General features: G+C 61.3%; 26 protein-coding genes and 1 riboswitch. Of the genes, 21 read left to right on the forward strand and 5 right to left on the reverse strand.

Annotation, left to right across the window (positions count from 1 at the left end; genetic code table 11):
* Window positions 1-6 precede the first annotated feature (6 nt).
* Window positions 7-1,065: a phosphoribosylformylglycinamidine cyclo-ligase gene (gene purM, locus NR126_RS09410; RefSeq protein ID WP_027619973.1), complete on the reverse strand. Its 1,059-nt coding sequence runs from the start codon at window positions 1,063-1,065 to the stop codon at window positions 7-9.
* Between the two features lie 385 nt (window positions 1,066-1,450).
* Between purM and NR126_RS09415 the strand changes: the two genes are divergently transcribed.
* The 6 genes from NR126_RS09415 (at window position 1,451) to NR126_RS09440 (ending at window position 6,779) form a co-directional block, all read left to right on the forward strand.
* Window positions 1,451-2,491 (forward strand): DUF2066 domain-containing protein, encoded by a 1,041-nt coding sequence (locus tag NR126_RS09415; protein ID WP_256830076.1) that lies wholly within the window; start codon window positions 1,451-1,453, stop codon window positions 2,489-2,491.
* A 36-nt stretch (window positions 2,492-2,527) separates the two neighbouring features.
* Complete coding sequence (locus tag NR126_RS09420; RefSeq protein WP_027619975.1) at window positions 2,528-3,601, forward strand: AI-2E family transporter; 1,074 nt, start codon at window positions 2,528-2,530, stop codon at window positions 3,599-3,601.
* A gap of 172 nt (window positions 3,602-3,773) precedes the next feature.
* A complete protein-coding gene (hda, locus tag NR126_RS09425) occupies window positions 3,774-4,478 on the forward strand; it encodes a DnaA regulatory inactivator Hda (protein WP_027619976.1) in 705 nt (234 codons plus the stop codon).
* 212 nt (window positions 4,479-4,690) lie between these two features.
* Window positions 4,691-5,317 carry a C40 family peptidase gene (locus tag NR126_RS09430; RefSeq protein WP_027619977.1) on the forward strand — a complete coding sequence of 209 codons (627 nt, stop codon included), beginning with the start codon at window positions 4,691-4,693 and terminating at the stop codon, window positions 5,315-5,317.
* A 238-nt stretch (window positions 5,318-5,555) separates the two neighbouring features.
* Entirely contained in the window at window positions 5,556-6,089 is a 534-nt protein-coding gene (locus tag NR126_RS09435) for a C40 family peptidase (protein WP_027619978.1), read from the forward strand.
* Window positions 6,090-6,116: 27 nt separating this feature from the next.
* On the forward strand, window positions 6,117-6,779 hold the full coding sequence (locus NR126_RS09440) for a class I SAM-dependent methyltransferase (protein ID WP_105753818.1): 663 nt from the start codon (window positions 6,117-6,119) through the stop codon (window positions 6,777-6,779).
* Window positions 6,780-6,781: 2 nt separating this feature from the next.
* Here the strand turns inward: NR126_RS09440 and NR126_RS09445 are convergent, their stop codons facing one another.
* Window positions 6,782-8,095 carry a sorbosone dehydrogenase family protein gene (locus NR126_RS09445; protein WP_256830081.1) on the reverse strand — a complete coding sequence of 438 codons (1,314 nt, stop codon included), beginning with the start codon at window positions 8,093-8,095 and terminating at the stop codon, window positions 6,782-6,784.
* Window positions 8,096-8,208: 113 nt separating this feature from the next.
* A riboswitch (cobalamin riboswitch) is annotated at window positions 8,209-8,444 on the forward strand.
* Window positions 8,445-8,524: 80 nt separating this feature from the next.
* Between NR126_RS09445 and cobO the strand changes: the two genes are divergently transcribed.
* The 14 genes from cobO (at window position 8,525) to NR126_RS09515 (ending at window position 19,843) form a co-directional block, all read left to right on the forward strand.
* A complete protein-coding gene (gene cobO / locus NR126_RS09450; RefSeq protein ID WP_027619981.1) occupies window positions 8,525-9,136 on the forward strand; it encodes a cob(I)yrinic acid a,c-diamide adenosyltransferase in 612 nt (203 codons plus the stop codon).
* Window positions 9,137-9,146: 10 nt separating this feature from the next.
* Window positions 9,147-10,457 carry a cobyrinate a,c-diamide synthase gene (locus tag NR126_RS09455; protein WP_105753930.1) on the forward strand — a complete coding sequence of 437 codons (1,311 nt, stop codon included), beginning with the start codon at window positions 9,147-9,149 and terminating at the stop codon, window positions 10,455-10,457.
* Window positions 10,454-11,104, forward strand: coding sequence for a 5,6-dimethylbenzimidazole synthase (gene bluB / locus NR126_RS09460; protein WP_256830083.1), 651 nt, complete (start codon window positions 10,454-10,456; stop codon window positions 11,102-11,104). The genes NR126_RS09455 and bluB overlap by 4 nt, the downstream gene beginning before the upstream one ends.
* Window positions 11,101-12,009 (forward strand): adenosylcobinamide-phosphate synthase CbiB, encoded by a 909-nt coding sequence (gene cbiB, locus NR126_RS09465; RefSeq protein WP_027619984.1) that lies wholly within the window; start codon window positions 11,101-11,103, stop codon window positions 12,007-12,009. Before bluB ends, cbiB begins: the two co-directional genes overlap by 4 nt.
* Window positions 12,002-12,994, forward strand: a complete 993-nt coding sequence (cobD, locus tag NR126_RS09470; RefSeq protein WP_256830084.1) for a threonine-phosphate decarboxylase CobD — start codon at window positions 12,002-12,004, stop codon at window positions 12,992-12,994. Before cbiB ends, cobD begins: the two co-directional genes overlap by 8 nt.
* On the forward strand, window positions 12,991-14,442 hold the full coding sequence (locus tag NR126_RS09475; RefSeq protein WP_027619986.1) for a cobyric acid synthase: 1,452 nt from the start codon (window positions 12,991-12,993) through the stop codon (window positions 14,440-14,442). Before cobD ends, NR126_RS09475 begins: the two co-directional genes overlap by 4 nt.
* Before the next feature lie 54 nt (window positions 14,443-14,496).
* On the forward strand, window positions 14,497-15,018 hold the full coding sequence (cobU, locus tag NR126_RS09480) for a bifunctional adenosylcobinamide kinase/adenosylcobinamide-phosphate guanylyltransferase (RefSeq protein WP_256830086.1): 522 nt from the start codon (window positions 14,497-14,499) through the stop codon (window positions 15,016-15,018).
* A complete protein-coding gene (gene cobT, locus NR126_RS09485; RefSeq protein WP_256830087.1) occupies window positions 15,015-16,070 on the forward strand; it encodes a nicotinate-nucleotide--dimethylbenzimidazole phosphoribosyltransferase in 1,056 nt (351 codons plus the stop codon). The genes cobU and cobT overlap by 4 nt, the downstream gene beginning before the upstream one ends.
* The gene (gene cobC / locus NR126_RS09490; protein WP_027619989.1) at window positions 16,067-16,642 is read left to right on the forward strand and encodes an alpha-ribazole phosphatase family protein; all 576 of its coding nucleotides are present in this window, start codon (window positions 16,067-16,069) and stop codon (window positions 16,640-16,642) included. Before cobT ends, cobC begins: the two co-directional genes overlap by 4 nt.
* 2 nt (window positions 16,643-16,644) lie before the next feature.
* Window positions 16,645-17,376 (forward strand): adenosylcobinamide-GDP ribazoletransferase, encoded by a 732-nt coding sequence (locus tag NR126_RS09495; protein WP_256830203.1) that lies wholly within the window; start codon window positions 16,645-16,647, stop codon window positions 17,374-17,376.
* 60 nt (window positions 17,377-17,436) lie between these two features.
* Window positions 17,437-17,841, forward strand: a complete 405-nt coding sequence (locus NR126_RS09500; protein WP_027619991.1) for a MarR family winged helix-turn-helix transcriptional regulator — start codon at window positions 17,437-17,439, stop codon at window positions 17,839-17,841.
* 52 nt (window positions 17,842-17,893) lie between these two features.
* Window positions 17,894-19,102 (forward strand): MFS transporter, encoded by a 1,209-nt coding sequence (locus NR126_RS09505; RefSeq protein WP_372826143.1) that lies wholly within the window; start codon window positions 17,894-17,896, stop codon window positions 19,100-19,102.
* On the forward strand, window positions 19,099-19,221 hold the full coding sequence (locus NR126_RS09510; protein ID WP_256350834.1) for a hypothetical protein: 123 nt from the start codon (window positions 19,099-19,101) through the stop codon (window positions 19,219-19,221). The genes NR126_RS09505 and NR126_RS09510 overlap by 4 nt, the downstream gene beginning before the upstream one ends.
* 70 nt (window positions 19,222-19,291) lie before the next feature.
* Entirely contained in the window at window positions 19,292-19,843 is a 552-nt protein-coding gene (locus NR126_RS09515; RefSeq protein ID WP_105753812.1) for a glutathione peroxidase, read from the forward strand.
* 86 nt (window positions 19,844-19,929) lie between these two features.
* On the opposite strand, the gene NR126_RS09520 is transcribed toward NR126_RS09515, so the two are convergent.
* The 3 genes from NR126_RS09520 to NR126_RS09530 form a co-directional block, all read right to left on the reverse strand.
* A complete protein-coding gene (locus NR126_RS09520; RefSeq protein ID WP_105753811.1) occupies window positions 19,930-21,201 on the reverse strand; it encodes an OmpP1/FadL family transporter in 1,272 nt (423 codons plus the stop codon).
* 146 nt (window positions 21,202-21,347) lie between these two features.
* On the reverse strand, window positions 21,348-21,830 hold the full coding sequence (locus NR126_RS09525; protein ID WP_027619995.1) for a hypothetical protein: 483 nt from the start codon (window positions 21,828-21,830) through the stop codon (window positions 21,348-21,350).
* Window positions 21,831-22,108: 278 nt separating this feature from the next.
* The gene (locus NR126_RS09530; protein ID WP_007898912.1) at window positions 22,109-22,333 is read right to left on the reverse strand and encodes a hypothetical protein; all 225 of its coding nucleotides are present in this window, start codon (window positions 22,331-22,333) and stop codon (window positions 22,109-22,111) included.
* Window positions 22,334-23,261: 928 nt separating this feature from the next.
* On the opposite strand from NR126_RS09530, the gene NR126_RS09535 reads away from it, so the two are divergent.
* Window positions 23,262-23,585, forward strand: a complete 324-nt coding sequence (locus tag NR126_RS09535; protein ID WP_105753809.1) for a hypothetical protein — start codon at window positions 23,262-23,264, stop codon at window positions 23,583-23,585.
* Window positions 23,586-23,598 lie beyond the last annotated feature (13 nt).

Here is a 23,598-nt window from a genome sequence, read left to right on the forward strand (position 1 = left end):
CTTGCATCAGTGCGCCTTGAGGTTCTTCAGTTCGACCTGGGCCGCGCCTTCGGCAGCGGTGGAGATCTGGCCGATGACCCATGGCTGCTCGCCGGCTTCGCGCAGGACGTTCAGCGCGGTTTCAACGTGTTCCTGAGCAACGCAGATGACCATGCCGACGCCGCAGTTCAGCACGCGGTGCATTTCGGTTTCGTCAACGTTGCCTTTCTCTTGCAGCCAGTCGAACACCGCTGGACGGTTCCAGCTGGCCACGTCAACCACAGCCTGGGCGCCTTTTGGCAGGACGCGCGGGATGTTGTCGAGCAGGCCGCCACCGGTGATGTGGGCCATGGCCTTGACCGCACCGGTGTCCTTGATCAGCTTGAGCAGCGGCTTGACGTAGATGCGGGTTGGCGCCATCAGCAGGTCGGTCAGCGGTTTGCCGTCGAGCTGGATGTTCTCGATGTCAGCACCCGACACTTCGATGATCTTGCGGATCAGCGAGTAGCCGTTGGAGTGCGGGCCGGAAGACGGCAGGGCGAGCAGGGCATCGCCGGCGGCCACTTTCGAGCCATCGATGATTTCAGCTTTTTCTACAACGCCGACGCAGAAACCGGCCAGGTCATAGTCTTCGCCTTCGTACATGCCAGGCATTTCAGCGGTTTCGCCGCCCACCAGCGAGCAACCGGACAGTTCGCAGCCTGCGCCGATACCGGTCACCACCTGGGCAGCGGTGTCGACATTCAGCTTGCCGGTGGCGTAGTAGTCGAGGAAGAACAGCGGTTCGGCACCGCAGACCACCAGGTCGTTGACGCACATGGCAACCAGGTCGATGCCGATGCTGTCGTGCTTGTTCAGGTTCAGCGCCAGACGCAGCTTGGTGCCGACGCCGTCAGTGCCGGAAACCAGTACAGGCTGCTTGTAGCCGGCCGGGATTTCGCAGAGGGCGCCGAAACCGCCCAGGCCGCCCATGACTTCCGGGCGCGCAGTGCGCTTGGCGACGCTCTTGATGCGTTCGACCAATGCTTCACCGGCGTCGATGTCTACACCGGCGTCCTTGTAGCTCAGGGAGGGTTGCTTGCTCATGATCCAGGCCTTTAGGGGGGATTCAGGGGTAACGACCGATCTGGCGGGAACGCTGAATGAGTCCTGGCGGGGTGGCCGCGCAAAAATCCAGAGTGCCCGGCCATTGCCGGTCTGCGAAGGCGCGCGATTTTATCAGGCTTGAGGGGCAGCGGCCATCCTCGGGCCGACGGGCAGGGACATATCGCGCAAAAAAAGCCAAAAAACACCGTCGCTGGTGAGCGACTGCGTCCCTGTATAAGGTAGGGCCGTTTACCGTCTATGGTTATGACGGGGTGAAAAACTTCTGCCGAGCCTGTGAATGTTTTGCCGGGTGCTGTGGTCACAGCCCTGTTCAAGCGCGTTCATGCGTTCAGTTCCAGCCGCTTTTTGTCGTCGGGAATCTTCCATGCGTCTGTGTAAATTGCTGTTTGCCGGTTGTTTGTCAGTCCTCAGTCTGGCCAGTCAGGCCGAAACCGTAAAAGGTCTCTATCAGGTGCGTGAGCCGGTGAGTAGCCAGGCGCCGCAAGAACGTGACCAGGCCACGCAACGGGCGCTCGATACTTTGGTCCTGCGTCTGACGGGCGATGCCAAGGCCGCGCAAAGTCCCGCACTGGCCGCGATTCGCAAGGATCCCCAGCAGATCATCAGTCAATACGGCTACGACGCCGGGCCTCCGGAAAGCCTGCAGGTCGAATTCGACCCGGCCAGTACCGATCGCGCGCTGCGTCAGGCCGGTCTGGCTCTGTGGGGTGCCAATCGGCCGTCGATTCTAGGATGGTGGCTCAATGATTCGAGTGAAGGCTCGAGCCTGGTTGGCGATGCCCAGTCCAGCGCCGAGCCGTTGCGCCGTGCCGCGCAGCATCGTGGCTTGCCGCTGCGCTTGCCGTTGGCGGATTTGAGCGAGCAATTGGTGGCTACCGCGCCGAATCTCGAAGGTAACGACCCGGCGCCGTTGCGCGATGCTTCGCAGCGCTATGGAGCCGACGGTCTGCTGGCGGTGCATGCCCGTGAGGAAGGTGGGCAATGGCAGGCCAAGTGGCACTTGTGGCTGGGTGATCAGCGCGAGCAGGGCACCGCCCAGGGTGCCGACAGCGCGGCGTTGGCCGATGCCGTATTGCTCGCGGTGAGCGAGCGCCTGGCGCCACGTTTTGCCGCCAAACAAGGCGTGGCCAGCGAACAGTTGCTCGAAGTGCAGGGCATGAACCTTGAGCGCTATGCCGCCCTGGGGCGTTTGCTCGAGCCTTTTAGCGCGCGTTTGCAGCGGGTAGTGGGCGACCGGATTGTCTACCGGGTCAACGGCAGCAGTGAACAGTTGCGTGCCCAGTTGGGCCTGGCGCACTTGCAGGAAGTGCCCGCGTCGGCACCCGCGCCCGTTGCCCCGGCTGCGGATGGCGCATCTCAAGCTCCGGCGGCAGCACCGCAGGCGCAATTGAATTTTCGCTGGTAAACGTTCTTTCCTTATATAGAAGCAATGGAGTGGTTCATGGTCGATTCGCGGCGTTGGGTTTGGCTGGGTGTGGTCGTCCTGCTGTGCGTGTTCATTTACCTGCTGCACCCGATCCTCACACCCTTTCTGGTGGCGTTGGGTCTGGCGTACCTGTTCGATCCGCTGGTCGATCGCCTGGAAAAATACGGGCTGTCACGCACCTGGGGGGTAGTCGCGGTATTTGCGCTGTTCACCTTGATTGTCATGGCGATGTTGCTGGTGCTGGTGCCGATGCTCGCCAAGCAGTTGTTGCGCTTGTATGAGCTGGCACCACAGATGCTCGACTGGCTGCAGCACGCGGCCATGCCCTGGGTCCAGGCCAAGCTCGGCCTCAATGATGGCTTCTGGAAGTTCGACAAGGTCAAGGCCGCCATCAGCGAGCACATGGGCCAGACCACCGACATCGTCGGCGTGGTGCTGAGCCAGGCGACGGCCTCCGGCCTGGCCTTGATCGGGTTTCTGGCGAACCTGGTGCTGATCCCGGTAGTGAGCTTCTACCTGCTGCGTGACTGGGATCTGATGATGGCGAAGATTCGCAGTCTGTTGCCGCGTGATAACGAAGAACGGATCGTCTCGCTGGCGGGCGAATGTCATGAGGTGTTGGGGGCATTCGTGCGCGGGCAGTTGCTGGTGATGCTGGCGCTGGGGGTGATCTATGCCGCCGGCCTGATGCTGGTGGGGCTTGAGCTGGGTCTGTTGATCGGCTTGATCGCCGGCCTGGCGGCCATCGTGCCGTACATGGGCTTCGTCATTGGCATCGGTGCGGCGTTGATTGCCGGATTGTTCCAGTTCGGCGGTGACCTGTACCCCATGGTCGGGATTGTCGCGGTATTCATGGTCGGTCAGGCCCTTGAAGGTATGGTCCTGACGCCGTTGCTGGTGGGCGACCGGATTGGCCTGCATCCGGTGGCGGTGATCTTCGCGATCCTCGCCGGCGGCGAACTGTTCGGCTTTACCGGGGTGCTGCTGGCGTTGCCGCTGGCGGCGGTCATCATGGTGCTGGTGCGTCATTTGAAGGATCTGTACAAGGATTCGCAGATGTACAGTGGTGCCGACGACCCGGAGTTATAGGTACAGTTAATCGTGCGTACGGGCGGCCTGCGTTGACGGCGGGGCGCCAGGTTAACGCAAACCTTTGATTTTGCTTGTGGTCTATCGCATTGTGCCGCTCGCGTCACGGGTATAAACTTTGCAAACTTTACACAGAGGCCACTAACGGTTCCTCAGGAACTGTTCAGTCAGCATGAAACCGATTCAGCTGCCCCTAGGTGTGCGTCTGCGTGATGACGCTACCTTTATCAACTACTACCCTGGCGCCAACGCCGCTGCACTCGGCTATGTCGAACGCCTGTGCGAAGCCGACGCCGGCTGGACTGAAAGCCTTATTTATCTGTGGGGCAAGGACGGCGTAGGGCGTACCCATCTGTTGCAGGCCGCGTGCCTGCGCTTTGAGCAGTTGGGCGAACCGGCGGTCTACCTGCCTTTGGCCGAGTTGCTCGATCGCGGTACGGAAATTCTCGACAACCTCGAGCAATACGAACTGGTATGCCTGGACGACCTGCAAGCCGTCGCCGGTCGGGCTGACTGGGAAGAGGCGCTGTTTCATCTGTTCAATCGCCTGCGAGACAGCGGCCGTCGCCTGTTGATCGCGGCGTCCACGTCGCCCCGCGAATTGCCGGTCAAGCTGGCCGACCTCAAATCGCGCCTGACCCTGGCGCTGATTTTCCAGATGCGCCCGCTGTCCGATGAGGACAAGTTGCGCGCGTTGCAGTTGCGCGCATCGCGTCGCGGCCTGCATCTGACTGATGAGGTCGGGCATTTTATTCTGACTCGCGGTACCCGCAGCATGAGTGCGCTGTTCGAACTGCTCGAGCAGCTCGATCAGGCTTCCCTGCAAGCGCAGCGCAAGCTGACAATTCCTTTCCTCAAAGAAACCCTGGGCTGGTAAAACCGCGGCCTGCAGAGCGTTTCGGCATATTCCAGGCGCCAAAAATCTCGCTGGCGGAGAGGCCTCGCAGCGCGCGTGGAAATTAAATGGGCTTAAGCGCTTAGATGTCAGGGCAAAACGGCAAAGTCACATTTAAATCGATTGAATTTGCAAATGAGGATGATAGAAGGCATAGTCTCGGCTTCTTTACACATTCAGCCACGGTCGTGCCCATGCTAAAGCGCTTCGCACCCCTCGTGCCTCTCGCACTCGTCACCCTGTTGTTTGGTTGCGCTGCGCACTCTCCAGTGTCCCAGCAGGATATCCAACAGCAACAGGCTAAAAACTCGGCTACCGCCCAGTCTTCCGCTCTTTATCAGGAAGAACTGGCAACCGAAAAAGAGCTCGCCGATTTCGCGGGCAGCAAGCCTTATCAAATGCCGGTCCTGGCCGACAGCATCCTCGAACGTGGCATGTCCCTGATCGGTACCCGCTACCGTTTCGGCGGTACCTCTGAAGCTGGCTTCGATTGCAGCGGTTTCATCGGCTACCTGTTTCGCGAAGAAGCTGGCATGAACCTGCCGCGCTCCACTCGCGAAATGATCAACGTAGACGCACCGCTGGTTTCTCGCAGCAAGCTGGAACCGGGTGATCTGCTGTTCTTCGCCACCAATGGTCGTCGCGGTCGTGTCAGTCACGCCGGGATCTACCTGGGCGACAATCAGTTCATTCACTCCAGCAGCAGCCGCAGTGGCGGTGTTCGGGTCGATAGCCTGGGCGACAGCTACTGGAGCAAGACCTTCATCGAAGCCAAGCGTGCCCTGGCGATGGCTCCGACTACGGTCACCGCGCGCAAATAAGCTGGCGGACAAAGGCGCTGTAACCCCTGTGTTAGAGCGCCCACAGTCCAACAAAGCGATCTCCCTCGGTAATACCCCTTCTTTTTGTGGTGCAAACTTAAAGTCTTACTTGAAGTTTGACGCGTAGCCGCTAGAATTCTGATCTATTGTTAAAAACTAACCGCGTAAGCCCTGCTTACGCGGTTTTGTTTTCAGCCTCCCGGCAGAGAAAGCCGCAGCCAGTTCAGGATGTTCTGTGATGACGAAGTCGGCCCGCCTAGCACTGATTGTCTGCGCCGCGCTGCTCAGCGCTTGCGCCAGCCGCACGCCACCTCCTGCAAAAGTGGTTCGCGCGCCGGTTTTCGCCCCCACCCAAACCTTTTCTCCTGTCGCTGACGACGTGCTGTTTCGGGCCCTTGGCCTGGTTGGCACGCCTTATCGCTGGGGCGGTAACACACCGGATTCGGGCTTCGATTGCAGTGGCCTGATTGGCTATGTCTATCGCGATGCGGCGGGCATTTCCCTGCCACGTACCACCAGCGAAATGATCGGCATGCAGGCCCCGAGTGTCGGCAAGGATTCACTGCAGACCGGCGATGTGATTTTCTTCGCCACCAACGGCGGTTCCCAGGTCAGTCATGCCGGAATCTACGTGGGTGAGGGGCGCTTTGTGCATGCGCCTGCGACGGGCGGAACGGTCAAGCTCGACAGTCTGTCCAAGGCGTATTGGCAACGGGCCTACCTGAGTGCCAAGCGCGTGTTGCAGCCTGAGCACCTGGCGCGCAATCCCTAGTCAATTTCCGGGTAGGCGGAGGTGGTCATGACCGCACGAACGCTTAACCTCGACGACGCCCTCTATCACTACCTGCTGGATGTTTCGCTGCGTGAAACGCCGCTGCTGCGCCGTTTGCGTGACGAAACCCAGGCCCTGCCGATGGCGCGCTGGCAGGTGGCGCCCGAACAGGGGCAGTTTCTCGCCTTGCTCATCAAGCTCACGGGTGCCCGGCGCGTACTCGAGGTGGGGACCTTCACCGGCTACAGCGCGATGTGTATGGCGGCGGCGCTGCCCGAGGATGGCCGGCTGATCTGCTGCGATATCCCCGGCGACTACAACGCCACTGCTCGCCGTTATTGGCAGGAGGCCGGTCTCAGCGAGCGCATCGAGCTGCGTCTGGCGCCTGCCTTGCAGACCTTGGCCGAACTTGAGCGGGAGGGGCAGGGCGAATGCTTCGACCTGATGTTCATCGACGCGGACAAGGCCAATTACCCGGCCTATCTGGAGCATGCCCTGCGTTTGCTGCGCACCGGTGGGCTGGCGGTGTTCGATAACACCCTGTGGAGTGGGCGAGTGCTGGAGAGCAATCCGCAAAGCGAAGATACTCGCGCCATCCAGGCCTTGAATCGGGCGCTGAAGGATGATGTGCGGGTTGATCTGTCGTTGCTGCCACTGGGTGATGGCCTGACGCTGTGCCGCAAGCGCTGACATTAGCGTGTAGCGGACACTCGCCAGACCTTGTTGCCCACGTCATCGGCCACCAGCAGGCTACCCTGTTGATCGATCACCACGCCTACCGGCCGTCCCATTGCCTCTTCATCCTTGTTCAGAAATCCAGACAGGACATCCACTGGCACGCCAGAGGGTTTGCCGTTGTGAAAGGGCACGAAAATCACTTTGTAGCCGCTGTGGGGGTCTCGATTCCATGAGCCATGCTGGCCAATGAACGCACCCTCGGTAAAAGGTGCTGGCAACTTGCTGCCCTCGGCAAAGGTCAGGCCCAGCGAAGCCGTGTGCGGGCCTACGGCGTAGTCCGGGGCAATGGCTTTGGCGACCAGGGCCGGATCCTGCGGGCTGACCCGCGCATCGACGTGCTGTCCGTAATAGCTGAACGGCCAGCCATAGAAACCGCCGTCCTTGACCGAGGTGATGTAGTCCGGCACCAGGTCGCTGCCGATCTCGTCCCGTTCATTCACCGCCGTCCACAGTGCTTTGCTGTTTGGTTCCCAGGCCATGCCGTTGGGGTTGCGCAGGCCGGACGCAAAAATCCGGTGATTGCCGGTGGCCCGATCCACCTCCCAGATCGCCGCGCGACCCTGTTCCTGGTCCAGACCGTTCTCACCGACATTGCTGTTGGAACCCACGGTGACGTAGAGCTTGCTGCCGTCGGCGCTGGCGATCACATTTTTGGTCCAGTGGTGATTGAGGGGGCCGCCTGGCAGGTCGATGACTTTCATCGGTTTCGAGCTGATCGTGGTTTCACCTTCGACGTAGTTGAAGCGCAGCAGCCGGTCGGTATCGGCCACGTATAAGTCATTGCCCACCAGGGTCATGCCGAACGGCGAGTTGAGGTTTTCGATAAAGGTGGTTTTTGTCTCGGCGACGCCATCGTGGTTGCTGTCACGCAGCAGGGTGATGCGGTTGGCGCTGGGCACCGTGGCGCCGGCACGGCCCATGACTCTCTTCATGACCCAGCCGCGCAGGCCTTTGCTGTCGTCTGGTTTGGGCGGCGCGTTGGTTTCGGCCACCAGCACATCGCCATTGGGTAGCACGTACAGCCAGCGCGGATGGTCGAGGCCTTCGGCGAAGGCCGCGACCTGGGTGCCGGGGGCTGCGGTCGGTTTGGCGCCATCGCTCCAGCCCACGGCCGGGGCGATGTTGACGGTGGGCAGCAAGGTTTTGTTCGGTGCCGGCAACTCGGGGGAGGGGCCAGTGCCCTCGGCGACTTTTAATACCGCGGTTTCGCCGCAGGCGACCAGGACTGCGGCCAGTGTGAGGACAACTGTCAGGCGGGACGTTTGCATGCCGATCTCCCATTCATAACCGCACATGAGGGGTAGAGGATGGCGCGCCGCCGAAGGTTCAATCGGTCAGAGAGCGGCTTCCTTTAATTGACGCTCCACCCCCAACCCACTAACCTTCGCGACTTGTTTCAGGTGCTCGGTGACTCGTGGGTCGATCGAGTGAAACAGGGAAGCCGGTGAGGGCGCGTTCTGCTACAGAACGGGCGACGATCCCGGCGCTGCCCCCGCAACGGTAAATGAGTAAAAGTGCTGCCATCAGCCACTGTGTCGAGCGCGACATGGGAAGGCGCAGCGCCCGGCCAATGGCCGCTCATGAGCCCGGAGACCGGCCTGATCCATCCAGCGGCATCACGGTGGGCGATGCCAGGCTTCTTGCCGTCTATTTCCATGCCTGCCCGCCGTTATCCAGCCTCAACGGAGAGCTCCCCCATGACTGATTCCCCCGAACGCGACGAACGTCACCTGGCGCGCATGCTGCGCAAAAAAGCGGTGATCGACGAGCGCATAGCCAACTCGCCCAACGAATGCGGGCTGCTGCTGGTCCTGACCGGCAATGGCAAAGGCAAGAGCAGTTCGGCGTTCGGGATGCTTGCACGGGCCATGGGCCACGGCATGCAGTGCGGCGTCGTGCAGTTCATCAAGGGCCGCAACAGCACCGGTGAGGAGCTGTTCTTTCGGCGATTCCCGGAACAGGTGCGGTTTCATGTGATGGGCGAAGGGTTCACCTGGGAAACCCAGGATCGCCAGCGTGACATCGCTGCCGCCGAAGCCGCCTGGGCCGTGTCCCGCGAGCTGCTGCGCGACCCGGCCATCGGCCTGGTGGTGCTGGATGAGCTGAACATTGCTCTCAAACACGGCTATCTGGATCTTGATCAGGTGCTCAGCGACCTGCAGGCCCGTCCGCCGATGCAGCACGTGCTGGTTACCGGTCGCGGCGCCAAGCCGGAAATGATCGAGCTGGCGGACACCGTCACCGAGATGGGCATGATCAAACATGCATTCCAGGCCGGGATCAAGGCGCAAAAAGGTGTCGAGCTGTGAGCCACTGTTCATGAATAACCCTCGTCATTGCCCCGCCGTACTGATTGCCGCGCCGGCGTCCGGTCAGGGCAAAACCACCGTCACCGCCGCCCTGGCACGCCTGCATCGCAATCAGGGACGCAAGGTCCGGGTGTTCAAGTGCGGCCCGGATTTTCTCGATCCAATGATTCTCGAGCGCGCCAGCGGCAATCCCGTGTACCAACTGGACATGTGGATGGTCGGCGAGCAGGAAAGTCGACGCCTGTTGTGGGAAGCGGCCCTGGACGCGGATCTGATCCTGATCGAAGGGGTTATGGGGCTGTTTGATGGCACCCCGTCCAGCGCCGACCTGGCCCGGCACTTTGGGGTGCCAGTGCTGGGGGTCATCGATGGCACGGCCATGGCCCAGACCTTTGGCGCTTTGGCCCTGGGTCTGGCGCGCTATCAGCCGGACCTGCCGTTTGCCGGGGTCCTGGCCAACCGGGTCGGCACCTTGCGTCACGCGCAGTTGCTCGAAGGCAGCTTGACGGAGGGCTTGCGCTGGTATGGCGCGTTATCCCGCGAGACCGGCATCGAACTGCCGAGCCGTCACCTCGGGCTGGTGCAGGCCAGCGAACTGAATGATCTCGATCTGCGTCTTGATGCGGCGGCAGACGCCCTGGCCAGCAGTTGCGAGGTGGCATTGCCGCCCGCCGTGACCTTTGCCGCGCCCGAAGTGATCCCCGCCGAGCCGCTGTTGGCCGGGGTGCGCATCGCCGTAGCCCGCGACGAAGCCTTTGCCTTCACCTATGGCGCGAGCCTCGACCTGTTGCGGGCGATGGGCGCCGAGTTGTGTTTCTTCTCGCCGATTCGTGACCAGCAATTGCCTGAGGCGGACAGCCTGTATCTGCCCGGTGGCTATCCGGAATTGCACCACGAGGCACTGGCGCAAAACAGCGCAATGCTCGCTGCTATCCGCGCTCACCATGACGCTGGCAAACCCTTGCTCGCCGAGTGTGGCGGCATGCTTTACCTGCTTGACTCGCTGACCGACGTTGAGGGCGTACGCGCCGAACTGGTCGGCTTGCTCAGCGGTGACGCGGTGATGCAAAAGCGTCTGGCCGCGCTGGCATTGCAAGCCGTGGAGTTGCCGGAGGGCGCGTTGCGCGGGCATACCTATCACCACTCGCTGACCAGCACCTCGCTTGAACCGATTGCCCGTGGCCTGAGCCCGAATGGTGGGCGTGGTGCCGAAGCGGTCTACCGTGAAGGGCGGATGACCGCATCCTACGTACACTTTTACTTCCCCTCAAATCCGTCAGCGATCGCCGCGTTGCTCGCGCCTACAGCGAACCACTCATGAGCATCAACGCGTTTTCCGAAGCGGAACGCCAGGCGGTCTATCGGGCCATAGCCGAGCGCCGCGATATGCGCCATTTCAGCGGCGGCACCGTCGCGCCGGAGCTGTTGCGGCGCCTGCTCGAAGCAGCGCATCAGGCGCCGAGCGTCGGTCTGATGCAGCCCTGGCGGTTTATCCGCATCAGTGACCGGGATTTGCGCCGGCAGATCCAGAATCTGGTGGAAGAAGAGCGGATGCGCACCGCCGAGGCGCTGGGTGAGCGCTCCGACGAATTCATGAAACTCAAGGTCGAAGGCATCAACGACTGCGCCGAAGTGCTGGTCGCGGCCTTGATGGATGACCGTGAGCGGCACATTTTTGGCCGCCGGACCTTGCCGGAAATGGACATGGCGTCGCTGTCCTGTGCCATCCAGAACCTTTGGTTGGCTTCTCGTGCCGAAGGTCTGGGCATGGGTTGGGTGTCGTTGTTCGAGCCACAAGCGCTGGCCGAATTGCTCGGCTTGCCGGCGGGGGCCAAGCCGCTGGCGGTGTTGTGCCTGGGACCGGTCAACGAATTCTATTCAGCGCCGATGCTGGCGCTGGAGGGCTGGGCGCAGCCGCGTCCGCTAAGCGAACTGCTGTATGAAAATAGCTGGGGAGTGAGTCAATGAGTGTGGCGTTGCTGAGTGTCGCCGCCGTTGCGCTGGACGCGTTACTGGGCGAGCCGAAACGCTGGCATCCGCTGGTAGCGTTCGGCCGCTTTGCCGATCGGGTCGAGCAGCGCTTCAATGCCGCCGGTCGCGGCTGGCGCAGTCATGGCGTCACTGCCTGGGTGATCGTGGTCGTGCCTTTGACCCTGCTGGCCACGGCCTTGTCCTGGTTGCCCTATATCGGCTGGCTGGTGGAAATTCTCGCGTTGTATTGCGCGCTTGGCCTGCGCAGTCTCGGCGAGCATGTCGAACCGGTGGCCCGTGCCTTGCGCAGCAACGACCTGGACGAAGCCCGCCACCGCGTCGGTTATCTGGTCAGTCGCCAGACCAGCGAACTGGACTCTACCGAAGTTGCCCGGGCGGCGACTGAGTCGGTGTTGGAGAACGGTAGCGACGCAGTATTTGCGGCGTTGTTCTGGTTTGCCGTGGCCGGTGCGCCGGGTGTGGTGCTTTATCGCCTGAGCAATACCCTTGATGCGATGTGGGGCTATCGTAATGAACGTTTCGAGCGTTTTGGCTGGGCGGCGGCAAAAATCGACGATGTGCTGAACTATGTTCCGGCGCGGCTGGTGGCCCTGACTTACGCGGTGTTGGGCAAAACCCGTCTGGCGCTCAAGTGCTGGCGGACTCAGGGGCCGACCTGGGACAGTCCCAATGCCGGGCCGGTCATGGCTGCCGGTGCGGGGGCACTGGGTGTGGAGTTGGGTGGGGCGGCGATCTATCACGGCGAGCTGCATCAGCGTCCGCAACTGGGCGAGGGTGTGCCGGCGGATGCCGACTCGATCGACCGTGGCTGGCAACTGGTCCAGCGCGGGGTGTGGTTATGGTTGCTGATTCTCTGTGTGGGAGCCGAGTTCTATGCTTGAGCACGGTGGCCGCCTGCGCAAGGCGGCCTTGCACTATGGCATTGCTGAAGCCGACTGGCTCGACCTCTCCAGTGGCCTGGCGCCGTGGCCGTGGGCGATCCCGGAAATCGCACCGCGAGCCTGGGCACGCTTGCCGGAAACCGAAGACGGCCTGGAGCAGGCCGCGCGCGAGTACTACGGCGCCAGCCAGGTGCTGCCGGTCGCCGGTTCGCAAATGGCCATCCAGTTGCTGCCGCGCTTGCGCCGTGCCGGCAAAGTCGGCGTGCTTTCTCCCTGTTATGCCGAACACGCCGAGGCCTGGCGGCGCAACGGTTACATCGTGCGCGAAGTGGTGGAGCAGGAGGTGGACTTCTACCTCGATAAGCTCGACGTGCTGGTGGTGGTCAATCCAAACAATCCCACAGGCTTGAGCCTGACCCCGGAGCGCTTGCTTGATTGGCATGCGCGGTTGGCCCAGCGCGGTGGCTGGCTGGTGGTCGATGAAGCCTTCATGGACAACACCCCGCACCTGAGCCTGGCGGCCTTTGCCAACCAGGTCGGGCTGATCGTGTTGCGCTCTTTCGGCAAGTTTTTCGGCCTGGCGGGCGTGCGCCTGGGTTTTGTCCTGGCGGAACGCAAATTGCTCAAGTTGCTCGCCGAACAGGTCGGCCCCTGGGCGGTCAGTGGGCCGACGCGGGTGCTTGGCCAGGCTTGCCTGCGCGATACCGAAGGGCATCAGCAGCAACGCCTGCGCAGCGAGGCGGCCAGCCTGCGTCTGGTCGAACTCCTCGAACGGCATGGCTTCAAGCCCCACGGTGGTTGCGCGTTGTTCCAGTGGCTGATCACCGAGCGCGCCGAGCACCTGTACGAATTCATAGCACGGCAAGGCATCTTGCTGCGCCTGTTCAGTCACAACAGCAGCGTACGTTTTGGCCTGCCGGCTGACGAAAATGACTGGCTGCGCCTCGAACGCGCCTTTGTTGCCTACGCCAAGGAAGCCTCATGACTACATTGATGGTGCAGGGCACTACGTCCGATGCCGGCAAGAGCACCCTGGTGACGGCGCTGTGTCGCTGGGTGACGCGCCAGGGCGTTGCGGTGGTGCCATTCAAGCCGCAGAACATGGCGCTCAACAGTGCCGTCACTGCCGATGGCGGCGAGATCGGCCGGGCCCAGGCGGTTCAGGCCCAGGCCGCGCACCTCGAGCCGCACACCGATATGAACCCGGTGCTGCTCAAGCCCAACAGTGACACCGGTGCGCAGGTGATCATCCACGGTCGCGCCGTCACCACGATGAACGCCGTCGCCTATCACGACTACAAAGCGATCGCGATGCAGGCAGTGCTGGCTTCTCATCAACGCCTGAGCGCGACGTACCCGGTGGTCATGGTCGAAGGTGCCGGCTCACCGGCGGAGATCAATCTGCGCGCTGGCGACATCGCCAACATGGGCTTCGCCGAGGCGGTGGATTGCCCGGTGCTGCTGATCGCCGATATCAATCGCGGCGGTGTGTTCGCCCATCTGGTCGGTACCCTGGAGTTGCTCTCGGCCAGCGAACAGGCTCGGGTCAGGGGCTTCATCATCAATCGCTTTCGCGGTGATATCGCACTGCTGCAACCGGGCCTGGACTGGCTCGAGGCGCGCACCGGCAAACCGGTGGTTGGCGTCCTGCCCTATGTCATGGACCTGCACCTGGAAGCCGAAGACGGCATCGACCAGCGCCAGACCGACAAGGCCGAGCAGGTGCTCAATGTGCTGGTGCCGGTCTTGCCGCGCATCAGCAACCACACCGATTTCGACCCGCTGCGCCTGCATCCTCAGGTCAACCTGCAGTTTATTGGCCCCGGCCAGCCGATACCGCCGGCTGATCTGATCATCCTGCCGGGCTCGAAAAGCGTGCGCAGCGATCTGCGTTACCTGCGCGCCAACGGCTGGGACACTGCCATTGCCCGGCATCTGCGTTACGGCGGCAAGGTGCTGGGGATCTGTGGCGGCCTGCAAATGCTGGGCGAGCAGGTGCATGACCCGTTGGGCCTGGAGGGCGCGGCGGGCTCCAGCGCCGGCCTGGGGTTGCTGGCCTTTGAAACCGTGCTCGAACAAGAGAAGCAACTGCGCAACGTGCGTGGCCGGCTGGCGCTGGAAAATGCCGAGGTCAGCGGTTACGAGATTCATGCCGGGGTGACCAGCGGCCCTGCGTTGGAAAATGCGGCGGTATTGCTGGATGACGGGCGTTGCGATGGCGCACAGAGTGCCGATGGGCAGGTACTGGGCACTTACCTGCACGGTCTGTTCGAATCTGCGGCGGCGTGCAGTGCACTGCTGCGCTGGGCCGGATTGCAGGATGTGCAGGAGGTCGATTACCACGGCTTGCGCGAACGCGATATCGAACGCCTGGCGGATCTGGTGGAAAAACACCTGGATACCGAATTGTTGCGTCAGCTCTGTGGGATTTGAATTGACTGCTCGGGATGAGGCTCTCAGCCTCACGGCATTTTTCAGGAAGCCTTCATGCACCAACTAATCCTCGGCGGCGCCCGCTCCGGCAAAAGCCGCCTGGCCGAAAAGCTCGCCAGCAACAGCGCCCTGGAAGTGATCTATATCGCCACCAGCCAACCCCTGGATGGCGAAATGAATGCCCGCGTGGCCCATCACCGTGAACGCCGTCCCGTCGAATGGGGCTTGATCGAGGAACCGCTGGAGCTGGCCCGTGTGTTGCGCGAAAACGCCAATGCCGAGCGTTGCCTGCTGGTGGATTGCCTGACCCTGTGGTTGACCAATCTTTTGATGCTCGATGATCCCGCGCGCCTGGCCCAGGAGCGTGAAGCTTTGCTGGAGTGCCTGGCGACATTGCCGGGTGAAGTTCTGTTAGTCAGCAACGAGACCGGTATGGGTGTCGTGCCGCTGGGCGAATTGACTCGCCGTTATGTCGATGAAGCCGGATGGCTGCATCAAGCCCTCGCCGAGCGTTGTCAGCGTGTCGTATTGACCGTTGCCGGCTTGCCCCTGACGTTGAAAGGTAGTGCGTTATGACAGATTTCTGGTGGCTGAATCCCTGTAAGGCCGTTGATGCCGAGGCTGTTGCCCAGGCGAACGCCCGGCAGCAGCAACTGACCAAACCCGCTGGCTCGCTAGGCCAACTGGAAAACCTCGCGGTGCGACTGGCCGGGTTGCAGGGGCGGGTAAAACCGAGCCTGGAGCAACTGTGGATCACTATCTTTGCCGGTGATCACGGGGTGGTTGCCGAAGGTGTCTCGGCCTATCCGCAAGAGGTCACTGGGCAGATGTTGCACAACTTTGTCAGCGGCGGCGCAGCGATCAGCGTGTTGGCGCGGCAACTGCGAGCGCAGTTGGAAGTGATCGACCTGGGCACGGTGAACCCTGCGTTGGACCTGCCGGGTGTGCGCCACTTGCGTCTGGGGGCCGGCACGGCCAACTTCGTTCAGGGCCCGGCAATGACCGCAAGCCAAGGCGAGCAGGCGCTGCAGGCTGGTCGGGACAGCGTGTTACGGGCCATCGAAGCAGGCGCCCAGTTATTTATCGGTGGCGAGATGGGCATCGGCAATACCACGGCGGCCAGCGCCTTGGCGTGCGCCTTGCTCGACTGCCCGGTGGCGCATCTAACCGGTCCGGGCACCGGCTTGAATGCTGCCGGCGTCAGTCACAAGGCGCAGGTCATTGAGCGCGCCTTGGCCGTGCATGGTGCGCAGCGTGGCGATCCACTGCAGACCCTGTTCAACCTTGGCGGCTTTGAGATCGCTGCACTGGTCGGTGCGTACCTGGCCTGCGCCCAGCAAGGCTTGCCGATCCTGGTGGACGGTTTTATCTGCAGCGTCGCCGCGCTGGTGGCGGTGCGCCTGAACCCGGCGAGCCGTGAGTGGATGCTGTTCGGCCATCGCGGCGCGGAGCCAGGACATCGCCATCTCCTGGAGAGCCTGCAGGCCACGCCGTTGCTCGACCTTGGCCTGCGCCTGGGCGAGGGCAGCGGGGCGGCACTGGCCGTGCCGTTGTTGCGCCTGGCCTGTGACCTGCACGGACAAATGGCGACCTTTGCCGAGGCGGCCGTTGCCGACCGTCCCGCATGACCTTGCACCTGGACCTGCTGCGCCACGGTGAAACCGAATTGGGCGGCGGCCTGCGCGGCAGCCTCGACGACGCGCTGACCGCCACCGGCTGGCAGCAGATGAGCGCGGCGCTGATCGATCGCGGCCCTTGGGACCGGGTGATCAGTTCGCCATTGCAACGTTGTGCACAGTTTGCCGAGCAACTGGCGTTTCGCCTGGGTGTGCCGGTCAGTCTGGAAAAGGACCTGCAGGAACTGCATTTCGGTGCTTGGGAAGGGCAGAGCGCAGCGGCGTTGATGGAAACCGACGCGGAAGGGCTCGGTTTATTCTGGGCTGACCCCTACAGTTTCACCCCGCCACAGGGCGAGGCGGTGATTGATTTCTCCGCGCGCGTGTTGGCAGCGGTCGAGCGTTTGCATCAGGCCCACGCGGGCGAGCGGGTGTTGCTGGTCAGCCATGGCGGAGTCATGCGCCTGCTGTTGGCCAGGGCCCGTGGCTTGCCCCGCGAACAGCTATTGAATGTCGAAGTCGCCCATGGAGGCTTTTTCTCCTTGAGCGTCGCCGGCGCGGGTCTGCTGCGGGAAATGTCGTGAACCTGCTGCCCTTGTGGATCGCCCTGCAATTTCTCAGCAGTCTGCCGATTCGTCTGCCTGGCATGCCTGCGCCTGAGCAGATGGGCCGATCGCTGCTGTTCTACCCGCTGGTGGGCCTGCTGTTCGGTGGGTTGTTGTGGGCGCTGAACGCTTTGCTGGCGGGCAGTCCCGTTTGGCTGCACGCGGCCCTGCTGCTGACGGCCTGGGTGATGCTCAGCGGCGGCTTGCACCTGGATGGCCTGGCGGACAGCGCGGATGCCTGGCTTGGCGGTTTTGGCGACCGCGAACGCACCCTGACCATCATGAAGGACCCACGCAGCGGACCGATTGCGGTGGTCACGCTGATGCTGGTGTTGTTGCTCAAGTTCACCGCGTTGCTGGCGTTGATCGAGCAACAGGCAACGGTCGGCTTGATTCTCGCACCGCTCCTCGGGAGGGCGGCTCTGCTCGGCCTGTTCCTCAATACGCCGTATGTACGGGCAGGAGGTCTGGGTCAGGCGCTGGCTGATCATTTGCCTCGTCAGTCTGCGGGTTGGGTGTTGCTGGCCAGTGCCCTGGCCTGCGTGTTGTTGGGTGGCTGGAGCGGGTTGCTGGCGCTGATGATGGCGTCGTTGACGTTCTTTGTCCTGCGCCGGCTGATGCTGCAACGCCTGGGTGGTACTACCGGCGACACCGCCGGAGCGTTGCTGGAACTGCTGGAAATGACTGTACTGGTGGTGTTGGCGTTGCACTGAATAAGCCGGTAACTGCAGACAATGCTTGCTTTGGATTAATCGCGGGTATATACACGCACCATGATTGCCTCTCAATGTTTGTGTATCAACCTGCGTCGCGCCGCACGTGGCGTCAGCAGGTATTACGACGGCGCCCTTGATGGCTTCGGGATCAACGTTGCCCAGTATTCTTTGCTGTGCAACTTGCAGCGCCTGGATCAGCCGAGCATTTCCACGCTGGCCGAGGCCATGGGCCTGGACCGCAGCACGCTGGGGCGCAACCTGCGGGTGCTGGAAGGCGAGGGGTTGGTACGCATGGATGAAGGTGAGGATCAGCGCAACCGCATCGTGCAACTGACGCCAGCCGGGCATGAGCGCCTGGCCGCGGCGTTGCCGGCCTGGGAAGCGGCGCAGCAACGCTTGATCGATAAATTGGGCGCCGAGAAGCGCGCAACCTTGCTGGCCTTGCTGGACGAACTCGCCTGAGGCGGGTTTTTTCGAGTTAAAGCGGGTATGTACCCGCATCTGGAGAATAAAAATGACATCGATGTGGCGTACCAGTGGATGGGTCTTGCTCGGGAGTGCGCTGATCCTGGCGTTGTCACTCGGTATCCGGCATGGCTTCGGCCTTTTCCTGCCGCCCATGAGCGCGCAGTTTGGCTGGGGACGTGAAGTCTTTGCCTTTGCCATTGCCTTGCAGAACCTGATCTGGGGTCTGGCGCAACCCTTTACCGGAGCGCTGGCCGATCGCTTTGGTGCGGCCAAGGTGGTGCTGGTGGGCGGCATTCTCTATGCGGTCGGCTTGATGTTCATGGGCCTGGCCGATTCACCGTTGTCCTTGTCGCTGAGTGCCGGGCTGTTGATCGGTATCGGTCTTTCCGGCACCTCGTTCTCGGTGATCCTCGGTGTGGTCGGGCGAGCCGTACCGCCGGAGAAGCGCAGCATGGCCATGGGCATTGCCAGTGCTGCCGGCTCCTTCGGACAGTTCGCCATGTTGCCGGGCACCCTGGGCCTGATCGGCTGGCTTGGCTGGTCCAGCGCGCTGTTGGTGCTGGGCCTGTTGGTGGCGATGATTGTGCCGCTGGTGAGCATGCTCAAGGACACCCCGCTGCCGACCTCTGGACATGAGCAAACGCTGGGTGAGGCGTTGCGCGAGGCCTGTTCCCACTCTGGTTTTTGGCTGCTGGCGTTCGGGTTTTTTGTGTGCGGGTTCCAGGTGGTGTTCATTGGTGTGCATCTACCGGCTTATCTGGTGGACCAGCACTTGCCGCCCACCGTCGGCACCACGGTGCTGGCGTTGATCGGTTTGTTCAACATTTTCGGCACCTACACCGCAGGCTGGCTCGGTGGACGCATGTCCAAGCCGCGTTTGTTGACGGCTCTGTACCTGTTGCGAGCGGTGGTGATCGGACTGTTCCTGTGGCTGCCGGTGACACAAACCAGCGCCTATTTGTTCGGCATGGCCATGGGCTTTCTCTGGCTGTCCACGGTGCCATTGACCAACGGTACGGTCGCTACGCTGTTCGGCGTCAGAAATCTCTCTATGCTGGGAGGAATCGTCTTCCTCTTCCATCAGTTGGGTTCTTTCCTCGGTGGCTGGTTGGGCGGCGTGGTGTATGACCGAACAGGAAACTATGACTTGATCTGGCAAGTGGCGATTCTTCTCAGTCTGCTGGCCGCGGCCCTCAACTGGCCTGTGCGCGAACGCCCGGTGGCGCGTCTGCAAGCCCAGGCGGGTGCCGTGTGAGCCGTATTGGCCTGTCAGTGGTGGCGGTGGCCGCTGGCGCTCTGCTCCTGGCGCTGGTCTGGTGGGGCTGGCATCAGGGTGGGTTGGCGTTGATGCAGTTGGGTCTGGGATCTTGCTAGATAGCCACTTGCCATTAATTGCGCGGGGCGAGTAACGTCGCCCTCTGACACCTACTCAAGGACGCTCGATATGCCGCTGCGCTGGCTTGCTGTTCCCGCTCTTTTGTCGATGTTCACAGGTTCCGTGCTGGCGGCTGAATGCCCGCCGCTACTGACCGGTTCCCTGCCCAAGTTACACGCCAAGGACAGCATTGACCTGTGCCAGCGCTATGCCGGCAAACCGCTGGTGGTGGTCAATACCGCCAGCTTCTGCGGCTTTGCCCCGCAATTTAAAAGCCTTGAAGCGCTGTATCAGCGCTATAAGGGCCAGGGGCTGGAGGTGCTCGGCGTACCGTCCAACGACTTCAAGCAGGAATCCGGGGATAACGCCGAGACCGCCAAGGTCTGCTATGTGAACTATGGCGTGACCTTCACCATGACCGAGGCCCAGAAGGTTCGCGGTGATGGCGCCACTCACTTGTTCAAGATGTTGGCGGAGCAAAGCAGTTCGCCGAAGTGGAATTTCTACAAGTACGTGGTCGACCGCAAAGGCAATGTGATTGCCAACTTCTCCAGCCTGACTAAGCCAGACAACCCCGAATTCATTGAGGCGGTCGAGAAGGCCCTGGCCTCCCAACCCTGAATGACGCCCACTAAAAAGCCCCGCCTCGGTCAACCGAGGCGGGGCTTTTTCACTTCACTTGCCGAGCTGTTCAGGCCTGTCTTGCATCAGAAGCGGTAGGTCGCGCCAACACCGAAGCCGTTCGCCCAGTTTTCATACTTGGCGTTGTAGCTTTGGCCACGGTCGTTGCTGTTGTTGACCTTGACGGCTTCTTCCTTGAGGTAGGAGTAGGCCAGGTCGATGGTCAGGTCATCGGTCGGGCTCCAGCCAGCGCCCAGGCTGAAGATGGTGCGGTCGCCGGTCGGGATGCGCGGTGAGCGATCAACGTTATTGGTCGGGGCCTGGTCGAACGACAGGCCGGTACGCAATACCCACTCTTTGTTCAGCTGGTACGAAGCACCGATGGCGTGTGCCCAGGTGTCGTGCCAGTTCTGCTCTTCGGTAATTTCGCCGAATTGACCTGCCAACACGCCCGGCACGCCGCTGTTCTCGACGGTGATTTCTTTCAGACGGCTCCAGCGGGTCCAGGTGCTGCCTGCATACAGGGTCCATTGGTCATCGAGGGCGTGCGTGACCGAGAAGTCCACGGATTCCGGGGTGGTCAGGTCCAGGGATGCATCGTACTTCTGGTCCTTGCTCTGGCCGGCCAGCGGCAGCAGGCCGTAGTTGACCTTGGTATTGCCTTCGAGCTTGTACTTGACCTTCGAGTGGTAGGTCAGGCCGACACGGGTGCTGTCGGTCAGCTGTGCCAGCACGCCGATGTTGTAGCCCACTGCGGTGTCGTCACCCTTGATGCGTACATGGCCATCCGGGGCCGCTTGGGTAATCGACAGGTCCGACTCGAGTTTGCCTTCGATGCGGTTAAAAGTCGGGCCGAAACCGATAGAGACCTTGTCGTTGAAGGCGTAGGAAACGGTTGGCTGCAAGGTCAGGACTTTAACGTCGCTCTTGGTGCCAAAGTATTTGCCGGCGAAACCGTTCTCGTAGTCGGTCACCAGGCCAAAGGGTGCATACGCGCCAATACCGACAGCCCAATGCTCATCGATCGGCTTGACGTAGAAGCCCATGGGTACGCCGATGAACGGCACCATGTCGCCTTTGTTGGTGCCGCCGTTAGGGCTGGAGCTGGCATGGCTGATGTCGGTATGGGCATCGAGCAGGGCGACCCCGCCAGTGACTTGTTCACGCTTGAGGCGCGACATGCCGGCCGGGTTGCCATAAATGGTGCTTGCATCATCTGCGACAGAAGAACGCCCGGCGAAACCTGTACCCATCCCGCTGATGCTTTGTTCGTTGATGGCAAAGCCAGCTGCGAAGATCTGGGTGGATGCCAAGGTAACAGCGAGGCCAAGGGTGGTTTTGAGCATGACTTTTTTCATTATTAGAAACTCCGGGTGATCACCGGAGCGGAAACTACCAATATTTTCACTCCAACGCCATAGCCTGTAATGCGCGAGTTAGAGCGCTTTTGTAGGACAATCCTACCAAATTCGCTGCTATTTCGCCGATCTTGCAATTTGCCCGGTCAGCATGCCACCTGATTCAGCGGTGAAACACAGGCCTGCCAGGCGCAAGTGTAGTCGCGCAGGCGCCCTTGTGGATTGAAAATCTGGCGCCATATTTTTGCCATGCCGAGCACGTCATCGGCGGCCGGGAGTGGGGTGTTCTGTTCTTCGATCAACAGCCAGGCAATGGCCGTGGCGTAGCGCAAATTAACCGTGAGTTCCAGGTGCGGACCGCTGAGGAAGGCGTGCTGGCTGGCGAGTCCGCGAACCAGGCTGGCGCGCTCGGGATCCAGAGCCAGGTAATCGTCCCACAGGGCTTGATGGCGAAGTTCACCAATCCGGTACAGGCCATGGCCACGGCGGTCATGCAGGCCGGAGCCCAGGGCTGACTGGCTGGCGGCAACTCCCAGCAGCAGGGTTTCGGCTGTCGTGCTGTGACTTCCCAGATAAATCAGGGTCGGGCGGATCACAAAACGGCACAGTTCGCTGGCGGCGATACCCATAAGGCCCTCGAAACGTAAAGTGGGCGGCGATGCCTGATTGGGTGGGCTTGGCAGCGGTGGGTCGACTCAGGCTCGCCGGAAGCGGATCAAGCCGCTTGAGTTGAAGTGTAGTGTCATATTCTTGCTGTAAAGGCCTGTTTTTAAAATATTTCCGGCTGCGAGTTATAACCGTTATATCGGTTGGTGCTTAGGCCGCTGTCGGTAGGCGAGAAATAAAAGGCAATAAAAAGCCCCGCATTTTCGGCGAGGCTTTTCAGGTTTTCAGCCTTTCTGGCGTCTCAGGCAACCAGTGCCTGACGGGTACGCTCGATCACGGCCTGCAGCGGCTCGGCGCTGGAGTATTGATCGGGGTACAGGCGTTCGCTGTGACGAGCGATGCCGTGTTCGTTGACCAGGGTAAAGCTGAAGCAGCCTTTGCGAGCGGCCATGATCAGGCAGTTCATCGGTGCGAAGGCGTTGGTTAGGGTGCGAATGGCATCCTGAGTATGGATTTGAGTCGACATAATTATGGGTGTTCCTACAAATGACACGGATAAGAACCGTGCAACGTTAAAACGTTCCAGTAACGTCGATCACCATTGATCGAACGAAGAACCCGACTGGAACAAAGCAGCCAGTTGAAGCGCTATAAGTTTGCGCGCTTGGGCCGGCAGGTAGGTACTTAGGAGGGCAGGCGACACATCAAGGGCAAAGGTTCTGGGCCCGGGGTGAAGATCCTGATCAATTTGCAGGTTGGTTCGGTCAGAGTAAGCGAGCTTCAAGGCACCCATTGCGTTCGTAGCAGAACAGGGTGGTTGCAAGCATTACCTGGAAACCATCGAGGTGGCCGCCCCTGTGATATCGGTGATGGCTTCTCTTTAGGGAAGGTAGACCGCAGGCGTTGTTCGACCAGAATTGACTTTCAGCTTGGTACTAACGCCGCGGATAGTAGCGCATTGAATTGGGGAATGGAAGTGTGCTAGGTGAGAAATATTTTGTTACCTGCGTCGCATTGCGTGCCTCTGGCTATTGACTCTCCCCCGAGCAAGCAGCCACCGATCATTCTGGATCCAGTTGTTACCGATCTTCAAAAAATGCCCGTTAAAAGTGCGTCGATATAACCGCTATCCAGGTACTTGTGCACATTCCGGGGGCAGGTTGTCACCGTACTGTCATGTCGCCTTCGAGGCTGATGGGTGCCTGTAGCGGAAATTTAAGTCAATGAAAAACATCGCTTTTTTTTACTGGTGAAAAAATCGTCAGTTTGAGCGGGAGCCCCATTCCACAGGGGTTACGGGCAGTTCAAGGGGTGTTGTCCACTGAGTTATCCACAGCTTCTGTGGATTGTCCCGAGCGCTTGCTCTAGCACGGGCGTGCCGGGTTTTTTTCGACTTTACCCACGCGAAAAAAGGAGTAAAGTGGCGCGCCCTCCGATCTGTCCCACAGTGCTTTATGAAGTTTCGCTCAGTATCAACTTCTGTTACCGACAAACACTCCAGTGTTACCCCGCCCAAGCGCATTTCGATGCGAGTCGCTGAGTGGCTGCTCGATAGTCCACGCTTGGGCGAAAACCCCAACGTCAAGCACTTGGCCGGGCGTTTGCTTAAGGCGCCTGCCCGGGAAGGGGTGGTGGCCGCGCAAAGTCGTCTGGGTCAGTTAATGTGCCGCGAGTGTGGCAATGCCCGGGACCGCCGTATCGGCCAAGACCTGCTGCGCCAGGCCGCCCGCGCCGGCGACCGGCGTGCCCTGCGCGAACTCGGCCAGATCGAAGACTGAGCTGTCCAAGCCT

Origin of the sequence: Pseudomonas sp. Pse1, assembly GCF_024519635.1 — a bacterium.
GTDB lineage: Bacteria > Pseudomonadota > Gammaproteobacteria > Pseudomonadales > Pseudomonadaceae > Aquipseudomonas.